Genomic DNA, 21,997 nt, shown 5'->3' with positions numbered 1-21,997 from the left:
CCCTGCAACCCCAACCAGCAATGCCGCCCGCGCTGGCGCCACGACCATCATTGCACTAACAATCAAATTGGACCCGTCCGTGGGGGCCGATCAGTGGCGCCCATCAGCTGGCGGCGCGTGAGGCCGCCGGTTTCATTCGTATCAGACATGTGCTTGTCCTTTTTGCTGGCTTGGCGTGTTGATCACGGGCTTGTGGCCCTCGGACGGGGCGGGGCGTTCGCCCGTGCCGGCCGCTGCCCGCCGTTTCAGCTTGCGCATGACGACGGGGCATCTCGTTTCGGACTGGTAGAGCACCTGGCAATTCATGCAGTTGACGCATTCATTGGGGTTGATCTCACCGGTCGGGTGAATGGCCTGCACCGGGCAGGTGTTGGCGCAGGTCTGGCAGGGGTTGCCGCACTCGTGGTAGCGCTTCAGCCAGTCGAACATCCGGACACGGGCCGGAATGGCGAGGGCGGCGCCCAGCGGGCACAGGTAGCGGCAATAGAAGCGCTCGACGAACAGCCCGGCCACCAGCAGCGTGCCGGCATAGAGGACGAAGGGCCAGCCGCGCGCGAACTTCAGCACGATGGCGGTCTTGAAGGGCTCGACTTCCGCCAGATGCTCGGCCTGTTCCAGTGAGGCGAGCGAGACGCCGAAAAGGCCGAGGAAGATGATATATTTCACCGCCCACAGCCGCTCGTGCAGGCCCCAGGGCAGGGTGATCTGCGGCACGCGGAAGGCACGGGCGATGCGGTTGGTCAGCTCCTGCAGCGCGCCGAAGGGGCACAGCCAGCCGCAATAGGCGCCCCGGCCCCAGAAGATCAGCGCGGCGGCCACCGAGAACCACAGGATGAAGGTCAGCGGATCGAGCAGGAACGCTTCCCAGGTGAAACCGGACTTCACCGAAGCGGCCAGCGCGAAGATGTTGACCACCGACAGTTGCGCATTGGCGTACCAGCCGAGAAACACGAGCGTCACGGCGAGGAAGCTCATCCGGAACCAGTGGGTCACCCGCGCCGAGCGGGTGAGGAAGGTCTGGAAGAAGAAGGCAAAGGTCAGCACCGCCAGCATGATGGTGACACCGGCGATTTCCAGCGTCTTGCTGCGCCAGATGCGCTGCCACAGCTGCGCCTTGGCGCTGGCTTCGTCATCAAGGCCTGCCTGAGGGGTATCAGAGGCCACGGGCGTGGATGCGGCCGGGCTTTCGGACGGGGCAGGGCTCAACGTCTTGATGAAGGCCGCCGGGGGCTGCCAGCCGAGGTCAAAGGTGGTGAACAGCTTCTCGATCGGGCCCACGTTGCGCTGGACCAGAAGCTGGATGCGGAAGGGCTCTGCCGGGTTGAAGCCGGAGTCTGCCGGAATGCGGAAGATGTCGCGCTCGCTCAGCTCCGGTGCCCCGGCAAGAGCCAGCGGGCCTGCACGCTTGTGGTCCCTGTCGCGGAAGCGGACGGAGATGTCTCCCTGGATCAGATGCACCCGGTCGAAGATGCCGCCGCGCACATAGCCAGAGCCCTTGAAGGAATAGCGGCCTCTGGCGGCCAGCAGCAGCGCGCTGTCCCCCGGCTTCAGCCAGGCATCGATGGCGGCCTTTTCGCCCGGCTCCAGCAGGCTTTCGCCAATGCCGGGAATGCTGACGAGCGTGGCATAGAGGTCGATGAAGGTGGCATCTGCGGGACCTTCCTCCGGGCGCTCAGCAGCGCGCTGGTCGGGCAGGGCGGCAAAGGCGGCATTGACCTGTCCCACGTCCAGCGACAGGCGGCGGAGGGTGCCGTCTCCTGTTTGCGTCAGCCAGTCGTCAGCCGCTTTCACTTCCGGATCGATGACACGCAGCGGGCCTGCGGCGGGGGCTTCGGTGGAAAGCCCGCCGAGGCCGAGGCTGCGGGCCACCTTGATGCTGGCGCGCACGACGGAATCGTCGATCACCATCACCGTGACCGTGGCGCCGGAAATGATCTTGAGGTCGTGGCTGGAGCCGCCGGATGCGGCTTCCTTTGCGATGTCGAGGCCCTTGTAGCCCTCGATTAGCTCCACCATCCGCGCTTCGGGAATGCCGACCAGGACGATGGGCTCGGAATGCTTGAGAAGCTTCACGCCCTTCAGCAGCCCGTCGGTGCCGATGGCCACCATCACGTGGATGGGCTTGCCGGAATAGCCTGTGGTGTCTGCAAAGTCGGAGGTGACGAAAGCATAGGCAATCGTTTGTCCCCCGCGCAGAACGGGCGCGGCGGCAAGATCCGGCCGGACAGGGCCAAAGGCATCTGCCCCTTCCACCAGCGAGGCCGGGGTGACCTGCGGCAGGAAATGGGAAAGCTGTGAGCTGTCCTTGATCTGTTGAGCCATCACCGGCCCGGCCGGTGTGATCAGGAGCAGGAAGGCGGCCAGCAGTCCGGCGAGCAGAGTGCGGACGAATGAGGGAGGGGCCGCAGGGGAGGTGCGGAAGCGCAAGTCTGTCATCGGCCTGTCCTTGGCGGTGCGCGCTGGGAGGCGCGCGTCAGCACCCGACCGGGTGCAAACGCGGCGGCCCATGCGGGCGCGGGCTGGCTGGAGGCGGGGGCGGGAAGGGAAAAGACCGCAGGCAGGTTTCCTGCCGAAGAAGAACACAGGGTGCAGCCCAGGCATTGGCCGTCGCAGCAGGGCGCCGGGTGGCTGGTTCTCGCGTCTTCGTCCAGCACCTGCCCGTGCTCATCCATCCTGACGATGCGCATGCCATCGTCAGTGCAGATGACGAATTCGATGACCTTGGCGCTTTGGCCCCTATGGGGCACCCCCGCCTTTGCCCCCATGCCAAAGCCCGTCAGCACTGCCACGGCCACCAGCAGGCAGGCGAGCAGGACGGAAATGACGGGCCGGGGGACACGGGTGTTCATAGCCCGAGTTAGGTCAACCGGGCCCGGGAGTTCTTTGATGCTCGTCAATCAAATTTGAAAAAATCAATCGAGTTGATTCTTTCATGTTTCTGAAAGTTCGTGTTTCTGACGCTTGCGCCGGTCCGCTGGCTTGCAAGCGTCTATTCAGTCCGGGCGTTTGATAGCGCCGGAGGAAGCGCGTGTCGGTGTGGTGCTTCCAGAGCCGCACCCAGCTGCCAGATACGGCAAGGCCCCATTTGTCAGCGATCGCCCGCCCGGCAGGGAGATGAGTGCAAGCCCGCTGCGCTGCAGCCAGCCAGGTGCTCCGCTGGAGGTGGCCCAGACCACATCATCGGCCGCAAGCTGCCTGCCGCCGCGCGCCGTCAAGCTGAACCGCCCCGGATTTGCCGGAGGCTGATTGTCTTCAGTTACGCTACCATGGGTTCAGTTTCCAGAGCTGCGTAGAAGTTGGCCTCGGCTTCTGCTGGCGGGATGTTCCCGATGGGCTTGAGGAGACGGCGGTTGTTGAACCAGTCGACCCATTCGAGGCTTGCGTATTCTACGGCCTCGAAGCTGCGCCACGGACCAGGGCGGTGGATGACCTCGGCTTTGAAAAGACCGTTGATCGTCTCAGCCAATGCGTTGTCGTAGCTGTCGCCGACGCTCCCGACAGAGGGTTAGATGCCCGCTTCGGCCAGTCGCTCGGTGTATTTGATGGACAGGTATTGCGATCCGCGTTCCGAATGATGGACGAGCCCCGTGCCCTTGGCCGGGCGCCGTTCATGGACCGCCTGTTCGAGGGCATCGAGAACGAACCCGGCATGGGCTGCGGAGCTGACCCGCCACCCGGCGATCTTGCGGGCATAGGCATCGATGGCGAAAGCGACATAGACGAACCCCTTCCAGGTCGTGACATAGGTGAAATCTGACACCCATGACATGTTGGGCGCTGGAACCTGGAACTGCCGTTTCACCTTGTCCAGCGGACACGGCGCCTTCTTGTCCGGGACCGTCGTGCGATGCGGCTTGCCCCGGATAATGCCCTGAATACCCATGTCCTTCATCAATCTCGCGGCGGTGCAGCGCGCGACATCGAAACCCTCGCGGCCAAGCGGCCGCCAGATCTTCCGGACACCGTAAACCCGCCAGTTCTCTTCGAAGACCCGAAGGACCTCGGGGCGCAGAGCCTCATCCCGGCGCACACGGTCCGACAGCCGCGCCGGATCGGCCCGTTTGGCCAGATGTTCATAATAGGTGGACGGGGCGATCGGCAGCGCACTGCAAACCGGCTGGACCCCCGTGCGCATCCCGATGCGCGTCAATGAAATCCACCATCACTTCGACCGGTGGTCGAGCTCCGCCATAACAAAATACGCGCTGGCCTTGCGCAGGATCTCGTTCGCCTGGCGCAACTCGCGGTTCTCTCTCCAGCGCCTTCATCTTCTCGGCCAGCTCAGCCGGAATGCCGGCGCACCGGCCACTGTCGATCTCGGCCTTCTTGACCCAGTCATTCAGCGCATGCGCCGAGCAGCCGATCTTTGCGGCGATCGACACGATGGCCTGCCAGCGCGACCCTTGCTGGCCTTCGGTGTCCAACACCAACCGCACTGCGCGTTCGCGCACCTCAGGAGACAACTTGTTCGTGGTCTTGCTCATGATGCTCCAGCCTACTCAGGAGTTGGAGCCTCCGGCAAACCTGGCGCGGTTCAGTCCGTGGGGGCACGTGTTTTCAGAGAGGAAAGGCTCACCCGCCCTCTTCATCCCGGCTGATGCCGAGGCGGCGCATTTTTTCCCACAAGGTGCTGCGGGAAATGCCGAGGCTGGCGGCGGCGGCGGTGGTGGAGCCCTGAAACCGGGCGAGCGCGGCCGTGATATGCGCCTTTTCTGCGGCATCACGCACATCGGCAAGGGGTGTCTCCGGCGCGGCTGCAGAGGCTTGAGGCGCAGCCGCATCTTGCTCCCTGCTGACGCCTTCGGGAAAGAGATCGGCCTCCGTCAATGCGCTGCCGCTGCCAAGCGCGACGGCCCGCTCCACGCGGTTGATCAGTTCACGGAAGTTGCCCGGCCATGGATGCAGCCGTGCCGCCTCTTTTGCAGCTTCGCTCAGCGGCGGCGCGCCAAGGCCCATACGGGCGGCGGCTTCTGTGGCAAGGCGTTGCAGCAGTGCAGGTATTTCCTCCTGCCGCTCGCGCAGGGGCGGCAGCTTGCAGGTGATGACATTGATGCGGAACCACAGGTCTTCGCGGAAGGCGCCGCTCGTAGCCATCGCTTCCAGATCCTTGTTGGTGGCGCAGACGATCCGTGCTTCGAAACGCCGGGTCTGGCTGGCGCCGAGGCGCCGGAATTCCCGCGTTTCCAGCACGCGCAGCAGCTTCACCTGCAAGGCAGGGGGCAGATCGCCAATTTCGTCGAGAAACAGCGTGCCGTCTTCTGCTTCCTCGAAGAAGCCGCGATGGGCGGCGCCTGCGCCGGTGAAAGCCCCGCGCTCGTGGCCGAAGAGCAGGGAATCAGCGAGGTCCGCCGGCAGTGCGCCGCAGTTGACCGGCACGAAGGGTTTGCCCTTGCGTGGTCCTGCCTCATGCACATAACGGGCGGCAACTTCCTTGCCTGTGCCCGTTTCTCCAAGCAGCAGGACTGGCAGATCGACGGCCGCCGCACGGCGCAAGGTGCTGCCGGTCTTTTCCATGGCAGGGCTGTCTGAGAAGGGATCTGCGGTGCTGCCTGCCGGACTGCTGCGGCGGCTGGCGATCACCTGCAGCGTATCGACAAGGGCATCGAGATCGAAGGGCTTGCTGACGTAGTCAAGCGCCCCGTCGCGCACCAGCCGCACCGCCTGGTCGATGTCGCCATAGGCGGTCATGAAGATCACGGGCACCATGCCGGACCGCGCGAAATGCTGCCGCATGAGGCTTTCGCCATCCCCGTCGGGCAGGCGGATGTCGGAGAGGATGATGTCCGGCGCATCCCCGTCCAGCGCGGCGCGGGCCTCGCTGGCCGAGCGGGCCCAGCGGACCTTGAAGCCTTCCAGCTCCAGCCGCTGGCGCAGGGAGGCGCCGAGGGTGGCGTCGTCCTCGACCACGAGGATACGGCTTGCCGTCATTTGGCGGCGCTCCCGTTTTCAGGTTCACTTGTAAGGGTCAGCTGCACCGTGGTGCCTGCACCCTCCTTGCTGCGGATCGACAGGTCCGCGCCGATCCGCGCCACCAGATTGGATACCACCCAGATGCCGATGCTGCGTTCCACCGGCACATCATCGACCTGGCCGGAGATGATGGCTGCCACCAGTTCCGGCGGCATGCCGGGGCCTTCGTCGCTGACCCTCAGCACAACCGTATGCGCGGCTTCATCCTGCGACAGGCCCACGGTAATGGTGCCGCCGGGCGGGGAGGCGCGCACCGCGTTGAGCATCAGATTGATGAGGATCTGGCGCAGGGCGTCCGCATCGGTCATCACCTCAGCCGTCTCATCCAGCTCCCACGCGAGGATGACGCCAGCGCGCCGGGCCTCCGGTGCAATCAGCAGTTCAAGATCCTGAATGTCCCGGGCACTGAGGAGCTTGGCGCCTGAACGCCGCCGGTAAGTGGACAGGGTGACATCGACGACGCGGCCGATGCTGTCGAGCCCGTTCTCCAGAAAGTCAAGGGTCTCCTTGCGCACCTCCTCCCGTTCGCCGAACCGGCGCAGGGTGGAAATGCCGTTCTTCAGCCCGGCGAGGGGATTGCGCACCTCATGGGCGATGCTGGCGGCCATGCGCGCCAGCAGTCCGTCCCGCTCCTGCTGGGCCATCTGCTCCAGCATGCTCACCCGCTGGGCCTCGGATTGTTCCCGCAGGGCCAGGGCTGCTTCCAGCTGCCGCAGCTCGTCGCCGCGCCGCCATCTGGCAGCCCCGGCAGCCCCGGTTTCCTGATCGGCAAGGCGTTCGATGAACCGGTCGAGCGGCATGAGGGCCCGGTGCGTCACCGCATAGGTGGCAAGCGCAGCGATGATGGCGACAAGAATGTCGATCCCCAGCGCCACGCTTGTTGCCATGCTGGCTGCGTCTTCGAGGGGCGTGGTGTCAAAGGTGGCGGCAAGATAAAGGCGCCGGTCCTCGAGAGGATAGCTTCGGGCAATCAGCAGCACCTGCCGGTCCGGCACGCTGGTGAGGCTGACACCTTCCGGCCCGAGCGTTTGCGCTTCGCCGAGCGCCTGCTTCAGGAGGTCTTCGTCTGTTTCTGTCAGCACCGCCGTGCGGACGATGCCGGTCCTGCCGGTCCACCGGGCTGCCATGCCTTGTTCAAGCAATGCCGTCCGGAAGGTGAGGGAAGCTGCCAGCTGGGCGCCGACGGTATCCTCCGCATCCTTTTCCTTGATTTCAGCGGCAATATGGCCTGCCACAGCATCCAGAAACACCAGGGCCTGATCCCTGAGGCCGGTTTCATTGCTGGAGCGCAGCACCATGACGCCAATCTGGGTCGTGCCCACCGCCACGACGAACATGGCGATGGCCACAAACAGGGGCAGGGTTACGGACAGAGGCAGCTTTGATCGCAAAGGTGTCGTCATGTCCAATTGCAATAGCCCAACCAAAAGCCGGCGTGCCAGAGCTTTATGCCGGATTGCCGGTCTGCGGCTCCATGATCAGCACGTCGCTTTCCAGTCCCGGTGCGATGCGCTCCCGCCAGGGCGTGCCGTACCAGCTCGTGCGCAGCGGCCGGGGTGTGTGGCCGAGTATGACGGCGCGCACGCCTTCCGCCCCTGCCGGGATGGAACTGTCGTCACCTTCTGCGGCCAGCTGCACATAGTCACAGCCAAAGCGGCGGGCAACGCCTGCAAGATGTGAGGGGTTGTCGGGCCGGCTGGTGACATGGACAAGCAGCGTCACGTCCCAAAGGCCGCTGAGCAGTGCCCATTCGGTCAGGGCGGGCAGGTGGTCTTCGCCGCAATCGCGCACCACGAGCGTGCGGGCGCTTTCCGGCAGTGTCTTGCCGGAGGTGAACAGGACCGGGCCGCGATGGCTCGACGGCAGCCGCAGCAGCCCGTCCGGATCCCAGGTGGTCAGGTCCCGCCGGCCTTCGGCCTGATGGTGGAACCAGCCTTTGCACGGTAGCACCAGCAGGGTCCGGCCCGGCTCGTCCGCACATAGGAGAAGCTGCTCTGGATCCCCCTCGTCATAGACGAGGACCGGCTCTGACGAGGCCCGGGACGTGCAGGCCTTCAGGGCCCGCAGCGCTGCGCTGGCCTTGTCGCGTATCCGCCGGCGCATCTGTGCGTGATCACTGGACGCGGCAATGGCGTGGGTGTCGATCAGCACATAGGCCGTCAGACTGGCACCATTGCCTTTGGCGATGGCGCAGGCCCGGTCGGCCGGCGGCTGCACTTCACCGTCGATCACCGCAAAGCGGACAGCTTCCAGCGCCGCAAGCGGCTTCAGGGCTCCGCGCGGCTCCACGAGATGGCGGAACGGGGCCTTTGACTGGCGCTCATCCGCCTCAAGCACGGCGTTCCCGGCGGGCCAGCCGGCCGGCCATTTGGTGCGCTCGTCCAGCGGCTGGGGTGCCCGGTGCAGCACGCCATCCAGCGCATCCCCTCCGGCGAGCGCCAGACGGGCGCCGGAAACATAGGCGGCCCGGCCCAGAAGATGGCCGGCAACCGGCACGGTCAGCAGCAGAAACAGCAGGGTGAACAGGCCCAGCACCACGGCGTCCATTTCACCATGGGCGATGATGCTGCCGAGGAGCACGAGGCCTGCGCCAAGGGTACCCGCCTTGGTGGCGGCATGCATGCGCTGGAACGGGTCGGGCAGCTTCATGACCCCGAGGGCCGCGATGCACAGGAAGCCGGTACCGGCCAGCTTCAACAGGACGGAAAGCAGCAGAAGCATCACTTGTCCTCCTTCTTCTTCTCAAGCAGCGCCGACAGCGAGCAGGTGGCCAGGAAGCCGATCAGCGCGATGCCGAAGGCGATATCCAGAAACTCGCGGCGCCCGGTGCCGATCATGGTCAGGGCCGCAATGGCAACGGCGATGCCGGTCAGCATGTCCAGCGCGACGAAACGGTCGGCATAGCCGGGGCCGGTGACCATGCGAATGGCGGCAAGCGTCAGGGGCACCATCAGGATCGCGATCAGGATGGCGGCGAAGAGGGTCAGGTAGCTGTCCAGAAACTCGATCATCCTTCAATCTCCTTGATGCGCTTTTCGAACGTGCCCTTGATGTTGGCTGCCACCACATCCGGGTCCGGGGCATTGAGAACATGCACATAGAGGGTGCTGAGGTCCTCGCTGACATGCAGCGAGGTGGTGCCCGGTGTCAGGCTGACGCAGTTGGCCAGGGTGGTTACCCCGGCGCGGCTGCGCAGGTTGACCGGCACCGCCACGATGGCCGGGCGCAGTGCCGTGCGGTTGCCCAGAACCTGCCGGGCCACCGTGATGGACGAGGCCACCAGTTCTCTCAGGAACACGAGCCCGAGAATTGCAGACTGGCCGATGCGAATGGCGAGAGTCATTGCGTCACTCCTGCGGTCTTGAGGCCGGTATCGAAGGCGCTGATGAACTCCGACGGATTGCCGAGGCTCTCGCCGGCGAGGTTGGAGAAGGCGATCAGCGGCTCCGGATTGAAACCGATGGCGAGGGTGATGACGCCCAGCACCGCGATGGGGGCCACCATGGCCAGCGGCACCGGGCGGGCCTTGAGCTTGCGGACCGGCTCCTTCCAGAAGGCCTCGATCCAGATCTTGCTCATGGAGAAGATCGTCAGGAGGCCGACAAAGAGCGCGACGGCTGCAAGCCAGGCGGCATCATTCTGGAAGGAGGCATCCACCACCATGAATTTGGCCCAGAAGCCCGACATCGGCGGGATACCGGCCAGAGACAGGGCGGGAATCGCGAAAAGCACCGCCAGCAGAGGCGAGGACTTCATCAGCCCGCCGGACTTGCGCAGGTCGAAGGACCCGGCCGCACGGTGGATGGCGCCTGCGATGAAGAACAGGTTTGCCTTCACCACGATGTGGTGGATTATGTAGAAGACCGCGCCTGCCAGAGCCAGCGGCGTTGCGATGGCAAGGCCCAGCATGATGTAGCCGATCTGGCTGATGATGTGGAACGACAGGATGCGCCGCACGTCCCACTGCACCGCCGCGCCAAAGACGCCGAATAGCATGGTTCCGGCCGCGAACAGGGCCATCAGCGGCTTCAGCCCGCCGTTGTCCACCTCGAAGAGCAGTGTGAAGACGCGGAACAGCGCATAGACGCCCACCTTCGTCAAAAGGCCCGCAAACACCGCCGAAACGATGATCGAAGCCGTGTGATAGGAGGCCGGCAGCCAGAAGAACATCGGGAAGAAGCCTGCCTTGATGCCGAAGGCCAGCAGGAACATCATCGCCGCCAGGCTGAGTGCTGCCGATGACTCCGTGCGCGGCAGAACGGTGGCGAGATCCGCCATGTTCAGCGTGCCGGTGGCGCCATAGAGCAGCCCGATCGCCATCAGGAACAGGATGGTCGAGAACAGGTTCAGCACCGCATATTTGATCGCCCCGTCGATCTGCGCACGGGTGCGGTCCAGCGTGATGAGGCCGAGCGTGGCGATCAGCATCACTTCAAACCAGACATAGAGGTTGAAGATGTCGCCGGTCAGGAAGGCGCCGTTGACGCCGGTCATCAGGCCGAGGAACAGCGGGTAGAAGCCCGAACGGATCTGGCGCTGGCGCAGGTCGGCGAGGGCAAAGACCAGCGCACACAGGGCCAGCAGGCTGGAAATCACAACCATGGCCGCGCTGAAGCGGTCCGCGGCAAAGACAATGCCGAAGGGCGGCGCCCAGCCTCCGAAGGCCTTGGTCAGGATCGTGCCGGTCATGGTCTCGCGCAGCACCAGCACGGAGGCGGCCAGCGTGAGGGTGATGCCGGTGAGGGCCACGGCGCGCTGCACGGCCGGCCAGACATGGAAGGCGGCGGCCAGCGCGGCGGCGGCCAGCGGCAGGATGACGGGCCAGAGGAGAAGCGTGTCAGCCATTGCGGGTGGCCTCCTTGTCAAATGGCGAGCCGAGTTCTTCGGCGGCGTTCTGCTCGTCGGTGAAGACGGAGCCGAGGGCCGAGTAGGCCTTGAGCACGAGGGCGGCGGCAAAGGCCACCAGCGCAAAGCCGATGACGATGGCGGTCAGGATCAGCGCCTGCGGCAGGGGGTTGGCTGCTTCTGCGCCGAGCACCTGCGCGCCCTTTTCGATGATCGGCGGGGCGGTGAACTGCAGACCGCCTGCAACGAAGATCAGGAGGTTCACAGCTGCCGACAGCAGCACAACGCCGAAGAGAATGCGCATTACGTGCCGCGACAGCAGCAGATAGATGCCTGCGCCCATCTGGGCCGAAATGGCGAAAGCGTAGATGAGGCTCACTGTTCCACTCCCTCATAGAACCGGAAGACCAGCGACAGCACGCCGCCAATGACGACCATGAAGACGCCGATGTCGAAGATCGTGGCGGTGCCCACATGGGCAGAGCCGAGTTCCGCCCACCAATGGGTCAGGAACGAGCCATCCGAGAACAGCCCCGGCAGCCCGCTGACGAAGGACAGGAACAACCCGCAGCCCATCAGAACGACGGGGTGAACCATCAGAGCGCGGCGGGCCGTCTCCACGTTTGCGGCCAGCGCCAGCAGCGCGAAGCCGAGGGCTGCGAACAGTCCGCCGATGAAGCCGCCGCCCGGTTCGTTGTGGCCGCGGAACAGCATGTAAACGGACACCACGAGCAGCAGCACGAAGACGAGGCGGGACATGGTTGAGAAGATGATGGACATGACTGTCACTCCTTCGTGGTGGCTGGTGCGCTTATGGGCGTGCTTGCGGGCTTGACTGCAGGTTTGCGGGCACCGCGCAGCAGGCCCCAGGCGGCGATGGTTGCGAGGGCGACGACGGCGATCTCACCCAGCGTGTCGATGGCGCGGTAATCCACGAGGATCACGTTGACGACGTTGCGGCCATAGGCCTCCAGGTAGCTGGTCTCGCCGAAATATTCGGACAGGCGCAGATCAACCGGAGTGACGCCGATGGAGGCAAGCGCGACGAACATGATCACGGCAAAGCCGGTGGCGATCAGGCCGTCGCGGCGGCGCTCGGTGACGCTGCGCGAATGACGGCGCCGCGAGGGCAGGCGCAGCAGCACCGCCGTCATCAGGATGACGATCAGCGTTTCAACAGCCGTCTGCGTCAGGGCCAGGTCCGGGGCGCCGTTGAGCATGAACACCACGGCAGAGCCGAAGCCGGTGACGCCCGCTGCCACGAGCCCGGCGATCAGCGAGCGCACGAAGACCGTTGCAATGGCACCTGCAGCCGTGAGCAGCAGCACCAGCACCACGGAGATGCGGATGCGGCCTTCACCAGCCAGGAAGTCCCAGGACGGCGCGGCGAAGAAGGCGAAGGCAAGGCCTGCAATCACCGTCAGCAGCACGATGGTGGTGTAACGGTGCTGGTCGCCATTCTGCAGCACGCGGGTCGACAGGCGCGCCGTGCCCAGAAGGCCGTTGAGCGCCTTGTGATAGAAGCGGTCACCCAGCCAGGCATAGAACCGGTCATAGTGGCGTAGCGTGTTGTGAATGCGGGTCCACTGCAGCACGATCACGGCACCGATGGTGATGACGAGAGCCGACAGCATCAGCATCGGCGTCAGGCCGTGCCAGAGCTTGAAGGACACATCCACCGGCTGGCCGTAGAGGGCCGAAGCAGCAGGGGCGATGAGCCACTGGGCCACCGGGCCCGGCACGAGGCCGATCAGGATGCCGCCGGCGGCAAGCAGCAGCGGTCCCACGAGCAGGCCCGGTGTTTCGCCATGGTGCACTTCACTGACACGCTCTGCCTTGAAGTAGAACGGGCGGACCGACACGACACCGGCCACGCCCACCATGACCGCGTTGACGAGAACGGCGGCGGCGACGGGCAGGAAGTTCCAGTCGCTGGCAAGCTGTGCCTCGAACAGGTACTCCTTGGAGATGAAGCCGACGAAGGGCGGCAGGCCGGCCATCGACAGGCTGGCCAGCACGGCTGCAACCGCAGTGACCGGCAGGAAGCGGGCAAGGCCGCCGAGCCTGTTCAGGTTCGCTTCGCCCGTGGCATGGATGGCGGTGCCTGCACAGAAGAACAGCGCCGCCTTGTACAGCGCATGGGCGAGGATGAACCCGGCCGTGGCCACGGCTGCCACTTCCCCGGTGAGGCCGATCAGCATCACCAGAATGCCGAGCGAGGCAACGGTGGACTGGGCCAGCACGGCCTTGAAACCTTCGGCGCGCAGGGCCTGCAGGGCGGCGACGATCATGGTCAGCGAGCCGACGATGACGAGCGTGTGGCCGAAGGCGGGCATCCCGGCAAAGACGCCGTCAAACCGCGCCAGCAGGAACACGCCCAGCTTCACCATGGTGGCCGAATGCAGATAGGCGGAGGCCGGCGTCGGTGCGGCCATGGCATTCGGCAGCCAGAAGTGGAACGGGAACTGCGCGCTCTTGGTGAAGGCGCCGATCATGATCAGCACTGCGATCGTTCCGGCCCAGGGGCTGGCAACGAGTTCGCCGGAGCGGGCCAGAACCTCGGTGAACGAGAAGGTGCCCATCGTCATGCCGATGACGAGAATGCCCGCAAACAGCACCAGGCCGCCGCCACCGGTGACGACCAGCGACTGCAGGGCAGACTTGCGCGCCGCTTCCTTGTGGCCGTCAAAGCCGATGAGCAGGAAGGAGGCAAGGCTCGTCAGTTCCCAGAAGACGAACATGACGATCAGGTTGTCGGAGAGCACCGTGCCGAGCATCGCGGTCATGAACAGCAGGATGAGGCCGAGGAAGCGGCCAATCTCGGAACTGGGCTTTTCGGCGAAATAGGCGCCGGCATAGATCACCACCAGCGTGCCGATGCCGCTGATCAGCAGGCCAAAGAGCAGCGAGAAGCCGTCCAGGCGGAACGACAGCTCGACGCCCAGTGAGGGCACCCAGGCCAGTTGCGCGGTCAGCGCCCCGCCGGATGCGACCTGTCCGGCCTGCATCAGCAGTGAGGCAAAGATGGCCAGGGGGATGAGGCACATCACCCAACCGGTATTGCGCCCCAGAAATGATGCAGCTGGCCGCGCAATCACTGCGCCCGCCAGTGCGGCAACTATGCTCCATTCAAAGCTCACGGCTTGCATCCCTTTTGCTGTTTGCCCTGTATTGGCAAGAGGTGTGCCAGCCAATTTTTCTCTTTATTTTCAGTGGGTATAATGCTCAGTGCAGCCCTCTTGTCCGGATTTCCGGACGAGGTTCCGATGCCCCCGTCCGGAAATCCGGACAGGGGGGAGGGTGGGGCAAAGGGCCTTTCGGGTCCTCTTGTACGGCATGCCTATAAAACGGGCAGGGGGTGATATTGCGCTGCGGAAAAGCCCCGGCATAATCGCGCCATGGACGCAGCCCTGACCGTACTCGTGATCGATGAGAACGACATTCGCGCCTCGATCATCGAGCGCGGATTGCGGGAGGCCGGGCATGAGCGGGTGATCCTTCTGTCCAGCATGGACGGGCTGGTGCGCCGCATCGTCGAGATCGACCCGGATGTGATCGTCATCGACCTGGAAAACCCCAACCGTGACCAGCTGGAGCATCTGTTTCAAGTGTCGCGCGCGGCCCAGCGGCCGATTGCCATGTTCGTGGACCGCTCGGAAAGCGGCATGGTCGCGGCGGCGGTGGAGGCTGGCGTGTCCGCCTATGTGGTCGACGGGCTCAGGCAGGAGCGGGTGAAGCCGATCCTCGACATGGCCATTGCCCGGTTCAATGCCTTCACCCGGCTGCAGCAGGAACTGGCCGAGGCACGCAACGCGCTGGAAGAGCGCAAGGTGGTGGAGCGGGCCAAGGGCATTTTGATGAAATCCCGCGGGCTCAGCGAGGAAGAAGCCTTCACGCTGCTGCGGCAGACGGCGATGAACGAGAAGAAGAAGATTGCGGACATCGCCCAGAGCGTGGTGACCGCAGCCGGGCTGCTGCTGTGAACGGCAGGCCCGCGCGGGGGACGCGCAGAAGGAGCAGGACAGGATGAACGCACACCCGGCACATGCCCCCGATCTTCCCCTGCCCGGCAAGGCGCCGGGCCGGGAGCCGCGCGTGCTCAGGGCCGGCTTCATTCCGCTCGTTGATGCCTCGATCCTGCTGGCCGCCGCCGAGGCGGGCTTTGCCGAACGCGAGGGCCTGCGGCTGGAACTGGTGCGCGATGTGTCCTGGGCCAATGTGCGCGACCGGCTTGCCTTCCGTCAGTTCGATATCGCCCACATGCTCTCGCCCATGCCGGTGGCGGCGCAGCTCGGGCTTGGCTCCAATCCGTCGCCTGCGGTCACGCCCTTCTTTCTGGGGCAGGGCGGCAATGCCATCACGCTGGCGCTTCGGCTGTTCGAGGAAATGGCAGAACTTGCCGAAGGGGTGGAACGGGCTGATGCGCTGGGCTGCGCCCGGGCTTTGGCGCTGGTGGTGCAGGCGCGGCGGGAAGGCGGCATGGCGCCGCTGACGCTGGGCGTCACCTATCCGTTTTCCTCGCATAACTATGAGTTCCGCTACTGGCTGGCGGCAGGCGGCATTGATCCGGATGCGGATGTGCGGCTGGTGGTCGTGCCGCCGCCCATGACCTCCGATGCGCTGGAAGCGGGGGCCATTGACGGTTTCTGTGTCGGTGCGCCGTGGAACATGATTGCCTGCGAACGCGGTGTCGGGCGCATCGTTGCGGTCAAGCAGGACATCTGGCCGCTGGCGCCGGAAAAGGTGCTGGCCATGCGCCCGGAATGGGCCGATGCCAATCAGGACACGGTGATGCGGCTGATCGTGGCGCTCGACCGGGCGGCGCGCTGTTGCGAGGCTCCGGAAAACCACGATGATCTGGCCGCGATCCTGGCCGATCCGCGCTATCTGGGTGCACCGAAGGACATTCTGCGCCGCGTTCTGGCGGGCGAATTCAGCCTCGATGCCCATGGCCGCACCCGCCGGATCGACAGCTATTTCCGCTTTCACGGGCAGAGCTCGAATGTGCCGAGCCGCACGCTGGCCCTGTGGATCTACAGCCAGATGATCCGCTGGGGGCAGGCCGGGTTTTCACAGGCGCTGGCGGAGAAGGCCGCAGGCTCCTGCCGCCCGGATCTCTACCGCATGGCCCTTGGAGCAGAGGCGGATGCGGATCTGGAGGATGCCGCTCTGGCCGCAGCCGCCTTCATGGATGGCGCACGCTTCGATCCTCAGGACATCATGGCCCATGTGGAGGGCTTCCCGGTGCGCCGCAGACCCGGTGAGCCGGTGCCGCTGTCTGAAGTGTGAGTGGATTCAATTTGTGCAGATAAGTTGCTGCACTGCATGATGGTGCATAAAAAGGCGGGGTTCTGATAAGCGCCTGCCGGAGGTTCAAAATCCGGCTTCTCCAAAAATCCTTGTAAATCAATATTTTATCGCAGAGGCCAGCATCTGGCACGGCGCTTGCATTTAATAACTCGCTCCGGTCAACGGCGACCGGAACCATCGAACGCACATATCAGCGTTCACGAGAGACATCGACGTCGCTTGGTTTGCTGCCGGGAGCCTCCCTTCCCGCGCGCAGTCACCGGGCGGCGTTTTTTGTTTTGGGCTCCAGGAAAAACAGAAGGGCCCGGGCAAAGAAGGGGACAGACACGATGAGCATCACCACAGCCGGCCTCAGCCGCCGCACCTTGTTGAAGTCCAGCGCCGCCGCCGCCCTTGCCGGGGCTGTGAAGTCGGCCTTTCCCTCCGGCGCCTTTGCACAAGGGGCAGGGCCAGAGACAACCCGCGCCGTTCTCGGCTTCATCGCGCTCACCGATTCCGCGCCGCTGATCGTGGCCAAGGAGAAGGGGCTCTTCGCCAAATACGGCATGCCGGATGTGGAAGTGGTGAAGCAGGCCTCCTGGGGCACCACGCGCGATAATCTGGTGCTGGGCTCGCAAGGCAACGGCATTGATGGCGCGCATATCCTGACACCGATGCCTTATCTCATCTCCGCGGGCAAGGTGACGCAGAACAACGTTCCGCTGCCGATGGTCATCCTCGCCCGTCTTAACCTGGATTCTCAGGGCATTTCGGTTGGCTCTGCCTATGCGGATCTGAAGGTCGGGCTCGATTCCAGCGTGCTCCGCGATAGCTTCGCCGCCCGCAAGGCCAAAGGCAACCCGGCAAAGGCTGCCATGACCTTCCCCGGTGGCACCCATGACCTCTGGCTGCGTTATTGGCTGGCTGCCGGCGGCATCGATCCGGACAAGGACGTTGAAACCATTGTCGTGCCGCCCCCGCAGATGGTGGCCAACATGAAGGTTGGCACCATGGATTGCTTCTGCGTGGGCGAGCCCTGGAACGAGCAGCTGGTCAATCAGGGCATCGGCTACTCGGCCCTGACCACAGGAGAGATCTGGAACAATCACCCCGAGAAGTCCCTGGGCATGCGCGCCGACTGGGTGGAGAAGAACCCGCGCGCGGCTCAGGCGTTGCTGATGGCTGTCATGGAAGCGGCCCAGTGGTGCGATGACATGGCCAACAAGGAAGAGCTGGCCGAAATCGTCGGCAAGCGCTCCTGGTTCAATGTTCCGGCAAAGGACATCGTTGACCGGCTGAAAGGCGAGTTTGACTACGGCAACGGCAAGCTGGTCGAAAACAGCCCGCATTTCATGAAGTTCTGGCGGGACCATGCCTCCTATCCGTTCCAGAGCCACGATGCCTGGTTCCTCACCGAAGACATCCGCTGGGGCAAGTTCGAGCCAGAGACGGACATCAAGGCGCTGATTGCGCAGGTGAACCGCGAGGACCTGTGGCGCGAGGCGGCCAAGACGCTGGGCGTCACCGATATCCCGGCCTCCACTTCGCGCGGGTTGGAAACCTTCTTCGACGGCAAGGTCTTCGACCCGGAGAACCCCGAAGCCTACCTGAAGAGCCTTGCGATTACGCGGATCGCCTGAAGGCAGCATGAGATGTTCCGGAGCGGGGACGCACCGCTCCGGAACAGATGAAGACCCGAGGGAGAACCTGATGCCCCAGACCCAGCTGAAGATGAAGGACGCCGCGATACGCAAGGCAACGGCCAGCGTCATCGCCTTTACCCGCCCCATGAAGACAAGCAGCCAATTCAATCGCGCGCTCACGCTGGCCCGCAGCGCAGGCCAGACTCTGTTGCCGCCTGTTCTCACTCTTGCCGTTCTGCTCGTCGTGTGGGAGGTGCTGTGCTCCTCAACCACCGCCAGCCTGCCGTCACCTTCGAAGGTGCTGTCTGAGAGCTGGGAGATCATCGTCCATCCGTTCTATGAAGGGCAGGGCATTGATCAGGGCATGTTCTGGCAGATCCTTGCCAGCCTGCAGCGCGTGGCTGTCGGTTATGCCTTCTCCGTGGTGGTGGGTATCGGCCTTGGCGTGCTCGTCGGCTCCAGCCAGTGGGCCATGCGCGGGCTTGATCCGATCTTCCAGGTGCTGCGCACCGTGCCGCCGCTGGCCTGGCTGCCCCTGTCGCTGGCTGCCTTTCAGGATGGCAACCCGTCAGCCATATTCGTCATCTTCATCACCGCCGTCTGGCCGGTCATCATCAACACGGCGGTCGGCATCCGCAACATTCCGCAGGACTATCAGAATGTTGCCAGGGTGCTGCGGCTGAACGGCTTCGAGTATTTCGCCAAGATCATGCTGCCGGCTGCCGCGCCCTACATCTTCACGGGCCTGCGCATCGGCATCGGCCTGTCCTGGCTCGCCATCGTGGCGGCGGAAATGCTCATCGGCGGCGTTGGCATCGGCTTCTTCATCTGGGACGCATGGAACTCGTCGCTGATCAGCGACATCATCGTCGCCCTCGTCTATGTCGGGGTCGTCGGATGCTTCCTTGACCGTCTCATCGCCTTTGCAGGCCGCCTTGTCACCCGCGGCACCGCGAACGCCTGAACAGGAGAACCGGCATGGCACAGTCCTATCTTTCCCTGCAGCTCGTCTCCAAGACCTACGAGCGTGCGGGCCTCAAGTCCGAGGTGCTGCGTGAGGTTTCCCTCAATGCGGACAAGGGCGAGTTCATCTCCATCATCGGCCACTCCGGCTGCGGCAAGTCCACGGTGCTCAACATCATCGCCGGGCTGACCCCGGCGACGACGGGTGTCGTGTTTCTGGAAGGGCAGGTGGTGGATGCCCCCGGCCCGGAGCGGGCGGTCGTCTTCCAGAACCACAGCCTGCTGCCCTGGCTGACCGTCTACGAGAATGTCGATCTCGCCGTCTCCAAGGTGTTCCGCGGCCGCAAGAGCAAGGCCGAGCGGCACGACTGGGTGATGCACAATCTCGATCTGGTGCAGATGGCCCATGCCGGCAGCAAGCGCCCGGCGGAAATTTCCGGTGGCATGAAGCAGCGCGTCGGCATCGCCCGGGCGCTGTCAATGGAACCCAAGGTGCTGCTGCTGGACGAACCCTTCGGCGCGCTGGACGCGCTGACCCGCGCCCATCTGCAGGATGCGGTGATGGAAATCCACGCAAGGCTCGGCAACACCATGATCATGATCACCCATGACGTGGACGAGGCCGTGCTCCTGTCGGACCGCATCGTGATGATGACCAACGGCCCGGCCGCCTGCATCGGGGAGGTGCTGGAGGTGCCAATCGCACGTCCGCGCAACCGCATCGAGCTGGCCTCAGACCGCACCTATCTGAAGTGCCGCGAGGCTGTCCTGAAATTCCTCTACGAGCGTCACCGCTTCGTGGAAGCGGCGGAGTGACACCCATGCGCCAGAAACTCGTTATCGTCGGCAATGGTATGGCTCCGGGGCGGATGCTGGAGCATCTGCTGGAGCAGGCGCCGGATCTCTACGACATCACCATTTTCAACGCCGAACCACGTGTGAACTACGACCGCATCATGCTGTCACCGGTTCTCTCGGGTGAAAAGGCCTTTGAGGACATCATCATCCACGGCGATGGCTGGTACATCCGTCATGGTATCACCCTCTACAAGGGGCACCGCATCACCGCCATCGACCGTGAGGCGAAGACCGTTACCTCCGATCAGGGCGAGACGGCAGCCTACGACAAGCTGGTGATCGCCACCGGCTCGGTGCCCTTCATTTTGCCTGTGCCGGGCAAGGACCTGAGAGGCGTCATCACCTACCGCGATCTGGATGACGTGGATGCCATGCTGCTGGCCGCGCAGGCCCGCGAGACGGCAGTGGTCATCGGCGGTGGTCTGCTGGGGCTGGAAGCGGCTGCCGGGCTGAAGGCGCGCGGCATGGATGTGACCGTGCTGCATGTGATGCCGACGCTGATGGAGCGCCAGCTCGATCCGGCGGCAGGCTATCTGCTGCAGCGCTCGCTGGAAGAGCGCGGCATCAAGGTGATGACCCGCGCCAACACGCAGGCGCTGCTGGGCGATGACACCGGCAAGGTCCGCGCAGTGGCGCTTCAGGATGGCACGGAGGTTCCCGCCACGCTCGTCGTCATGGCGGCGGGCATCCGCCCCAACGCAGGCCTTGCACGCGAGGCAGGCCTTGAGGTGAACCGGGGCATCCTTGTGGATGACCACATGCGCACCAGCGATCCGGACATCTTCTCCCTCGGCGAATGCGCGGAAGTAGGCGGGCAGGTCTATGGCCTTGTCGCGCCGCTCTACGAGATGGCACGGGTGCTGGCGGGCGAGCTGGCAAAGCCGGTGACGGGCGCAGACGTGAAGGGCTTCGTCCACCAGGACACGCCCACCAAGCTGAAGGTGACCGGCATTGACCTGTTCTCGCTGGGCGATTTTGCCGAAAGCGAGGACCGGGAGGAAATCGTCCTGCGCGATGCCAGCGCGGGCATCTACAAGCGGTTGATCCTCAAGGACAACCGCATCATCGGTTCGGTCCTCTTCGGCGAGACCGGCGATGCCGCATGGTTTGCTGATCTGAAGAAGAAGGGCACGGATATCTCGGATCTGCGCGAGACGCTGATCTTCGGGCAGGCCTTCCAGGGAGGGGGCGCACTGGACCCTACGGCGGCCGTTGCGGCGTTGGCGGATGATGCGGAAATCTGCGGCTGCAACGGCGTGTGCAAGGGAACCATCGTCTCGGCCATCACGGCCAAAGGCCTGACCAGCCTAGAGGAGGTCCGCGCCCACACCAAGGCCTCCGCCTCCTGCGGCAATTGCACGGGACTGGTGGAAAAGGTGATGCAGCTGACGCTGGGCGACAAGTTCCAGGTGCAGGCGGTGAAGCCCATGTGCGGCTGCACCACTCACAGCCACGACGAGGTGCGCCGCCTGATCAAGGCGAAGAAGCTGAAGTCCATTCCGGCGGTGATGCAGGAGCTGAACTGGTCCACCTCCGGCGGCTGCGCCAAGTGCCGGCCTGCGCTTAACTACTATCTGATGGCCGACTGGCCGGGCGAATATGAGGATGACAGCCAGTCGCGTTTCATCAACGAGCGCGTCCACGCCAACATCCAGAAGGACGGCACCTATTCCGTCGTGCCGCGCATGTGGGGCGGCATGACCTCGGCGGCAGAACTGAGGGCCATCGCCGATGTGGTGGACAAGTTCGCCATTCCCGCCGTCAAGGTCACCGGCGGCCAGCGCATCGACATGCTGGGGGTGAAGAAGGAAGACCTTCCGGCTGTCTGGGAGGATCTCGGCAAGGCCGGCTTCGTCTCCGGCCACGCCTATGCCAAGGGCCTGCGCACGGTGAAGACCTGTGTCGGCTCGGACTGGTGCCGCTTCGGCACGCAGGATTCCACCGGTCTGGGTGTGCGGCTGGAAAAGTTCCTCTGGGGCTCCTGGACGCCGGCCAAGGTAAAGCTGGCCGTCTCCGGCTGCCCGCGCAACTGCGCCGAGGCCACCTGCAAGGACGTGGGCGTCATCTGTGTGGACAGCGGCTACGAAATCCATTTCGCGGGCGCAGCCGGGCTCGACATCAAGGGCACGGATGTTCTGGGCCTTGTCCATACCGAGGATGAGGCGCTGGAGCACATCACGGCCTTGATCCAGATGTACCGCGAGCAGGGCCATTATCTGGAGCGTATCTACAAGTGGGCCAAGCGCATCGGCCACGACGAGGTGCGCCGCCAGATCATGGAAGATGGCGAGCGCCGCCGCGCCTATTTCGAGCGCTTCGTCTATTCGCAGAAATTCGCGCAGACTGACCCCTGGTCCGAGCGTGTCTCGGGCAAGGACAAGCATGAATTCCGGCCCATGGCCGTGCTGGGACTGGAGGCGGCGGAATGA

The 21,997-nt window shown here is 64.5% G+C and carries 17 protein-coding genes, 1 pseudogene and 1 other annotated feature; of the genes and pseudogenes, 6 read left to right on the top strand and 12 right to left on the bottom strand.

Translation table 11 applies throughout. The features are described 5' to 3' along the window. Positions 1-141 precede the first annotated feature (141 nt). The 12 genes and pseudogenes from ASC48_RS02890 to mbhE all read right to left on the bottom strand — a co-directional run bounded on the left by ASC48_RS02890 (position 142) and on the right by mbhE (position 13,964). On the bottom strand, positions 142-2,436 hold the full coding sequence (locus ASC48_RS02890) for a NosR/NirI family protein (protein WP_072242495.1): 2,295 nt from the start codon (positions 2,434-2,436) through the stop codon (positions 142-144). Beyond that, the gene (locus ASC48_RS19465) at positions 2,433-2,849 is read right to left on the bottom strand and encodes a DUF2946 family protein (RefSeq protein WP_141658853.1); all 417 of its coding nucleotides are present in this window, start codon (positions 2,847-2,849) and stop codon (positions 2,433-2,435) included. The genes ASC48_RS02890 and ASC48_RS19465 overlap by 4 nt, the downstream gene beginning before the upstream one ends. Positions 2,850-3,256: 407 nt before the next feature. Beyond that, a pseudogene (locus ASC48_RS19240) lies at positions 3,257-4,484 on the bottom strand (IS3 family transposase). Further along, positions 4,088-4,205 (bottom strand) — a sequence feature (AL1L pseudoknot). Its footprint overlaps the pseudogene before it by 118 nt. A gap of 88 nt (positions 4,485-4,572) precedes the next feature. Then, on the bottom strand, positions 4,573-5,928 hold the full coding sequence (locus ASC48_RS02875; RefSeq protein ID WP_055454269.1) for a sigma-54-dependent transcriptional regulator: 1,356 nt from the start codon (positions 5,926-5,928) through the stop codon (positions 4,573-4,575). Beyond that, positions 5,925-7,373: a sensor histidine kinase gene (locus tag ASC48_RS02870; protein WP_055454268.1), complete on the bottom strand. Its 1,449-nt coding sequence runs from the start codon at positions 7,371-7,373 to the stop codon at positions 5,925-5,927. The genes ASC48_RS02875 and ASC48_RS02870 overlap by 4 nt, the downstream gene beginning before the upstream one ends. Before the next feature lie 43 nt (positions 7,374-7,416). Then, entirely contained in the window at positions 7,417-8,691 is a 1,275-nt protein-coding gene (gene mnhG, locus ASC48_RS02865; RefSeq protein ID WP_055454267.1) for a monovalent cation/H(+) antiporter subunit G, read from the bottom strand. Continuing rightward, positions 8,691-8,981 (bottom strand): MrpF/PhaF family protein, encoded by a 291-nt coding sequence (locus ASC48_RS02860; protein ID WP_050473094.1) that lies wholly within the window; start codon positions 8,979-8,981, stop codon positions 8,691-8,693. Before ASC48_RS02860 ends, mnhG begins: the two co-directional genes overlap by 1 nt. Then, positions 8,978-9,313 (bottom strand): Na+/H+ antiporter subunit E, encoded by a 336-nt coding sequence (locus ASC48_RS02855; protein WP_055454266.1) that lies wholly within the window; start codon positions 9,311-9,313, stop codon positions 8,978-8,980. The genes ASC48_RS02860 and ASC48_RS02855 overlap by 4 nt, the downstream gene beginning before the upstream one ends. Further along, a complete protein-coding gene (locus ASC48_RS02850) occupies positions 9,310-10,815 on the bottom strand; it encodes a Na+/H+ antiporter subunit D (protein WP_055454265.1) in 1,506 nt (501 codons plus the stop codon). Before ASC48_RS02850 ends, ASC48_RS02855 begins: the two co-directional genes overlap by 4 nt. Continuing rightward, a complete protein-coding gene (locus ASC48_RS02845) occupies positions 10,808-11,194 on the bottom strand; it encodes an NADH-quinone oxidoreductase subunit K (protein ID WP_055454264.1) in 387 nt (128 codons plus the stop codon). The genes ASC48_RS02850 and ASC48_RS02845 overlap by 8 nt, the downstream gene beginning before the upstream one ends. Further along, a complete protein-coding gene (locus ASC48_RS02840; RefSeq protein WP_055454263.1) occupies positions 11,191-11,595 on the bottom strand; it encodes an MnhB domain-containing protein in 405 nt (134 codons plus the stop codon). The genes ASC48_RS02845 and ASC48_RS02840 overlap by 4 nt, the downstream gene beginning before the upstream one ends. 5 nt (positions 11,596-11,600) lie before the next feature. Beyond that, positions 11,601-13,964 (bottom strand): hydrogen gas-evolving membrane-bound hydrogenase subunit E, encoded by a 2,364-nt coding sequence (gene mbhE / locus ASC48_RS02835; protein WP_072242493.1) that lies wholly within the window; start codon positions 13,962-13,964, stop codon positions 11,601-11,603. A 249-nt stretch (positions 13,965-14,213) separates the two neighbouring features. Between mbhE and ASC48_RS02830 the strand changes: the two genes are divergently transcribed. The 6 genes from ASC48_RS02830 (at position 14,214) to nirB (ending at position 21,997) form a co-directional block, all read left to right on the top strand. Beyond that, complete coding sequence (locus ASC48_RS02830; protein WP_050473100.1) at positions 14,214-14,798, top strand: ANTAR domain-containing response regulator; 585 nt, start codon at positions 14,214-14,216, stop codon at positions 14,796-14,798. Between the two features lie 43 nt (positions 14,799-14,841). Continuing rightward, a complete protein-coding gene (locus tag ASC48_RS02825) occupies positions 14,842-16,104 on the top strand; it encodes a CmpA/NrtA family ABC transporter substrate-binding protein (protein WP_055454262.1) in 1,263 nt (420 codons plus the stop codon). Positions 16,105-16,454: 350 nt separating this feature from the next. Further along, entirely contained in the window at positions 16,455-17,744 is a 1,290-nt protein-coding gene (locus tag ASC48_RS02820; protein ID WP_055454261.1) for a CmpA/NrtA family ABC transporter substrate-binding protein, read from the top strand. A gap of 148 nt (positions 17,745-17,892) precedes the next feature. Further along, positions 17,893-18,711 carry a nitrate ABC transporter permease gene (gene ntrB / locus ASC48_RS02815; protein WP_425270000.1) on the top strand — a complete coding sequence of 273 codons (819 nt, stop codon included), beginning with the start codon at positions 17,893-17,895 and terminating at the stop codon, positions 18,709-18,711. Positions 18,712-18,725: 14 nt separating this feature from the next. Continuing rightward, a complete protein-coding gene (locus ASC48_RS02810; RefSeq protein WP_055454259.1) occupies positions 18,726-19,526 on the top strand; it encodes an ABC transporter ATP-binding protein in 801 nt (266 codons plus the stop codon). A gap of 5 nt (positions 19,527-19,531) precedes the next feature. Next, the gene (nirB, locus tag ASC48_RS02805) at positions 19,532-21,997 is read left to right on the top strand and encodes a nitrite reductase large subunit NirB (protein ID WP_055454258.1); all 2,466 of its coding nucleotides are present in this window, start codon (positions 19,532-19,534) and stop codon (positions 21,995-21,997) included.

The organism is Pannonibacter indicus, from assembly GCF_001418225.1.
In the GTDB taxonomy this organism is placed as follows: domain Bacteria; phylum Pseudomonadota; class Alphaproteobacteria; order Rhizobiales; family Stappiaceae; genus Pannonibacter; species Pannonibacter indicus.
Note: the sequence above shows the minus strand (reverse complement) of the source record. Positions and strands in the feature narration are given on the sequence as shown.

What these genes read in the sequence shown, in the direction of transcription:
- mnhG (WP_055454267.1), bottom strand. Translation starts at nt 8,691, where the DNA reads ATGCTTCTGCTGCTTTCCGTCCTGTTGAAGCTGGCCGGTACCGGCTTC.
- ASC48_RS19465 (WP_141658853.1), bottom strand. Translation starts at nt 2,849, where the DNA reads ATGAACACCCGTGTCCCCCGGCCCGTCATTTCCGTCCTGCTCGCCTGC.
- ASC48_RS02830 (WP_050473100.1), top strand. Translation starts at nt 14,214, where the DNA reads ATGGACGCAGCCCTGACCGTACTCGTGATCGATGAGAACGACATTCGC.
- mbhE (WP_072242493.1), bottom strand. Translation starts at nt 13,964, where the DNA reads ATGCAAGCCGTGAGCTTTGAATGGAGCATAGTTGCCGCACTGGCGGGC.
- ASC48_RS02810 (WP_055454259.1), top strand. Translation starts at nt 18,726, where the DNA reads ATGGCACAGTCCTATCTTTCCCTGCAGCTCGTCTCCAAGACCTACGAG.
- ASC48_RS02820 (WP_055454261.1), top strand. Translation starts at nt 16,455, where the DNA reads ATGAGCATCACCACAGCCGGCCTCAGCCGCCGCACCTTGTTGAAGTCC.
- ASC48_RS02870 (WP_055454268.1), bottom strand. Translation starts at nt 7,373, where the DNA reads ATGACGACACCTTTGCGATCAAAGCTGCCTCTGTCCGTAACCCTGCCC.
- ASC48_RS02825 (WP_055454262.1), top strand. Translation starts at nt 14,842, where the DNA reads ATGAACGCACACCCGGCACATGCCCCCGATCTTCCCCTGCCCGGCAAG.
- ASC48_RS02850 (WP_055454265.1), bottom strand. Translation starts at nt 10,815, where the DNA reads ATGGCTGACACGCTTCTCCTCTGGCCCGTCATCCTGCCGCTGGCCGCC.
- ASC48_RS02840 (WP_055454263.1), bottom strand. Translation starts at nt 11,595, where the DNA reads ATGTCCATCATCTTCTCAACCATGTCCCGCCTCGTCTTCGTGCTGCTG.
- ASC48_RS02855 (WP_055454266.1), bottom strand. Translation starts at nt 9,313, where the DNA reads ATGACTCTCGCCATTCGCATCGGCCAGTCTGCAATTCTCGGGCTCGTG.
- ASC48_RS02860 (WP_050473094.1), bottom strand. Translation starts at nt 8,981, where the DNA reads ATGATCGAGTTTCTGGACAGCTACCTGACCCTCTTCGCCGCCATCCTG.
- ASC48_RS02890 (WP_072242495.1), bottom strand. Translation starts at nt 2,436, where the DNA reads ATGACAGACTTGCGCTTCCGCACCTCCCCTGCGGCCCCTCCCTCATTC.
- ntrB (WP_425270000.1), top strand. Translation starts at nt 17,893, where the DNA reads ATGAAGACAAGCAGCCAATTCAATCGCGCGCTCACGCTGGCCCGCAGC.
- nirB (WP_055454258.1), top strand. Translation starts at nt 19,532, where the DNA reads ATGCGCCAGAAACTCGTTATCGTCGGCAATGGTATGGCTCCGGGGCGG.
- ASC48_RS02875 (WP_055454269.1), bottom strand. Translation starts at nt 5,928, where the DNA reads ATGACGGCAAGCCGTATCCTCGTGGTCGAGGACGACGCCACCCTCGGC.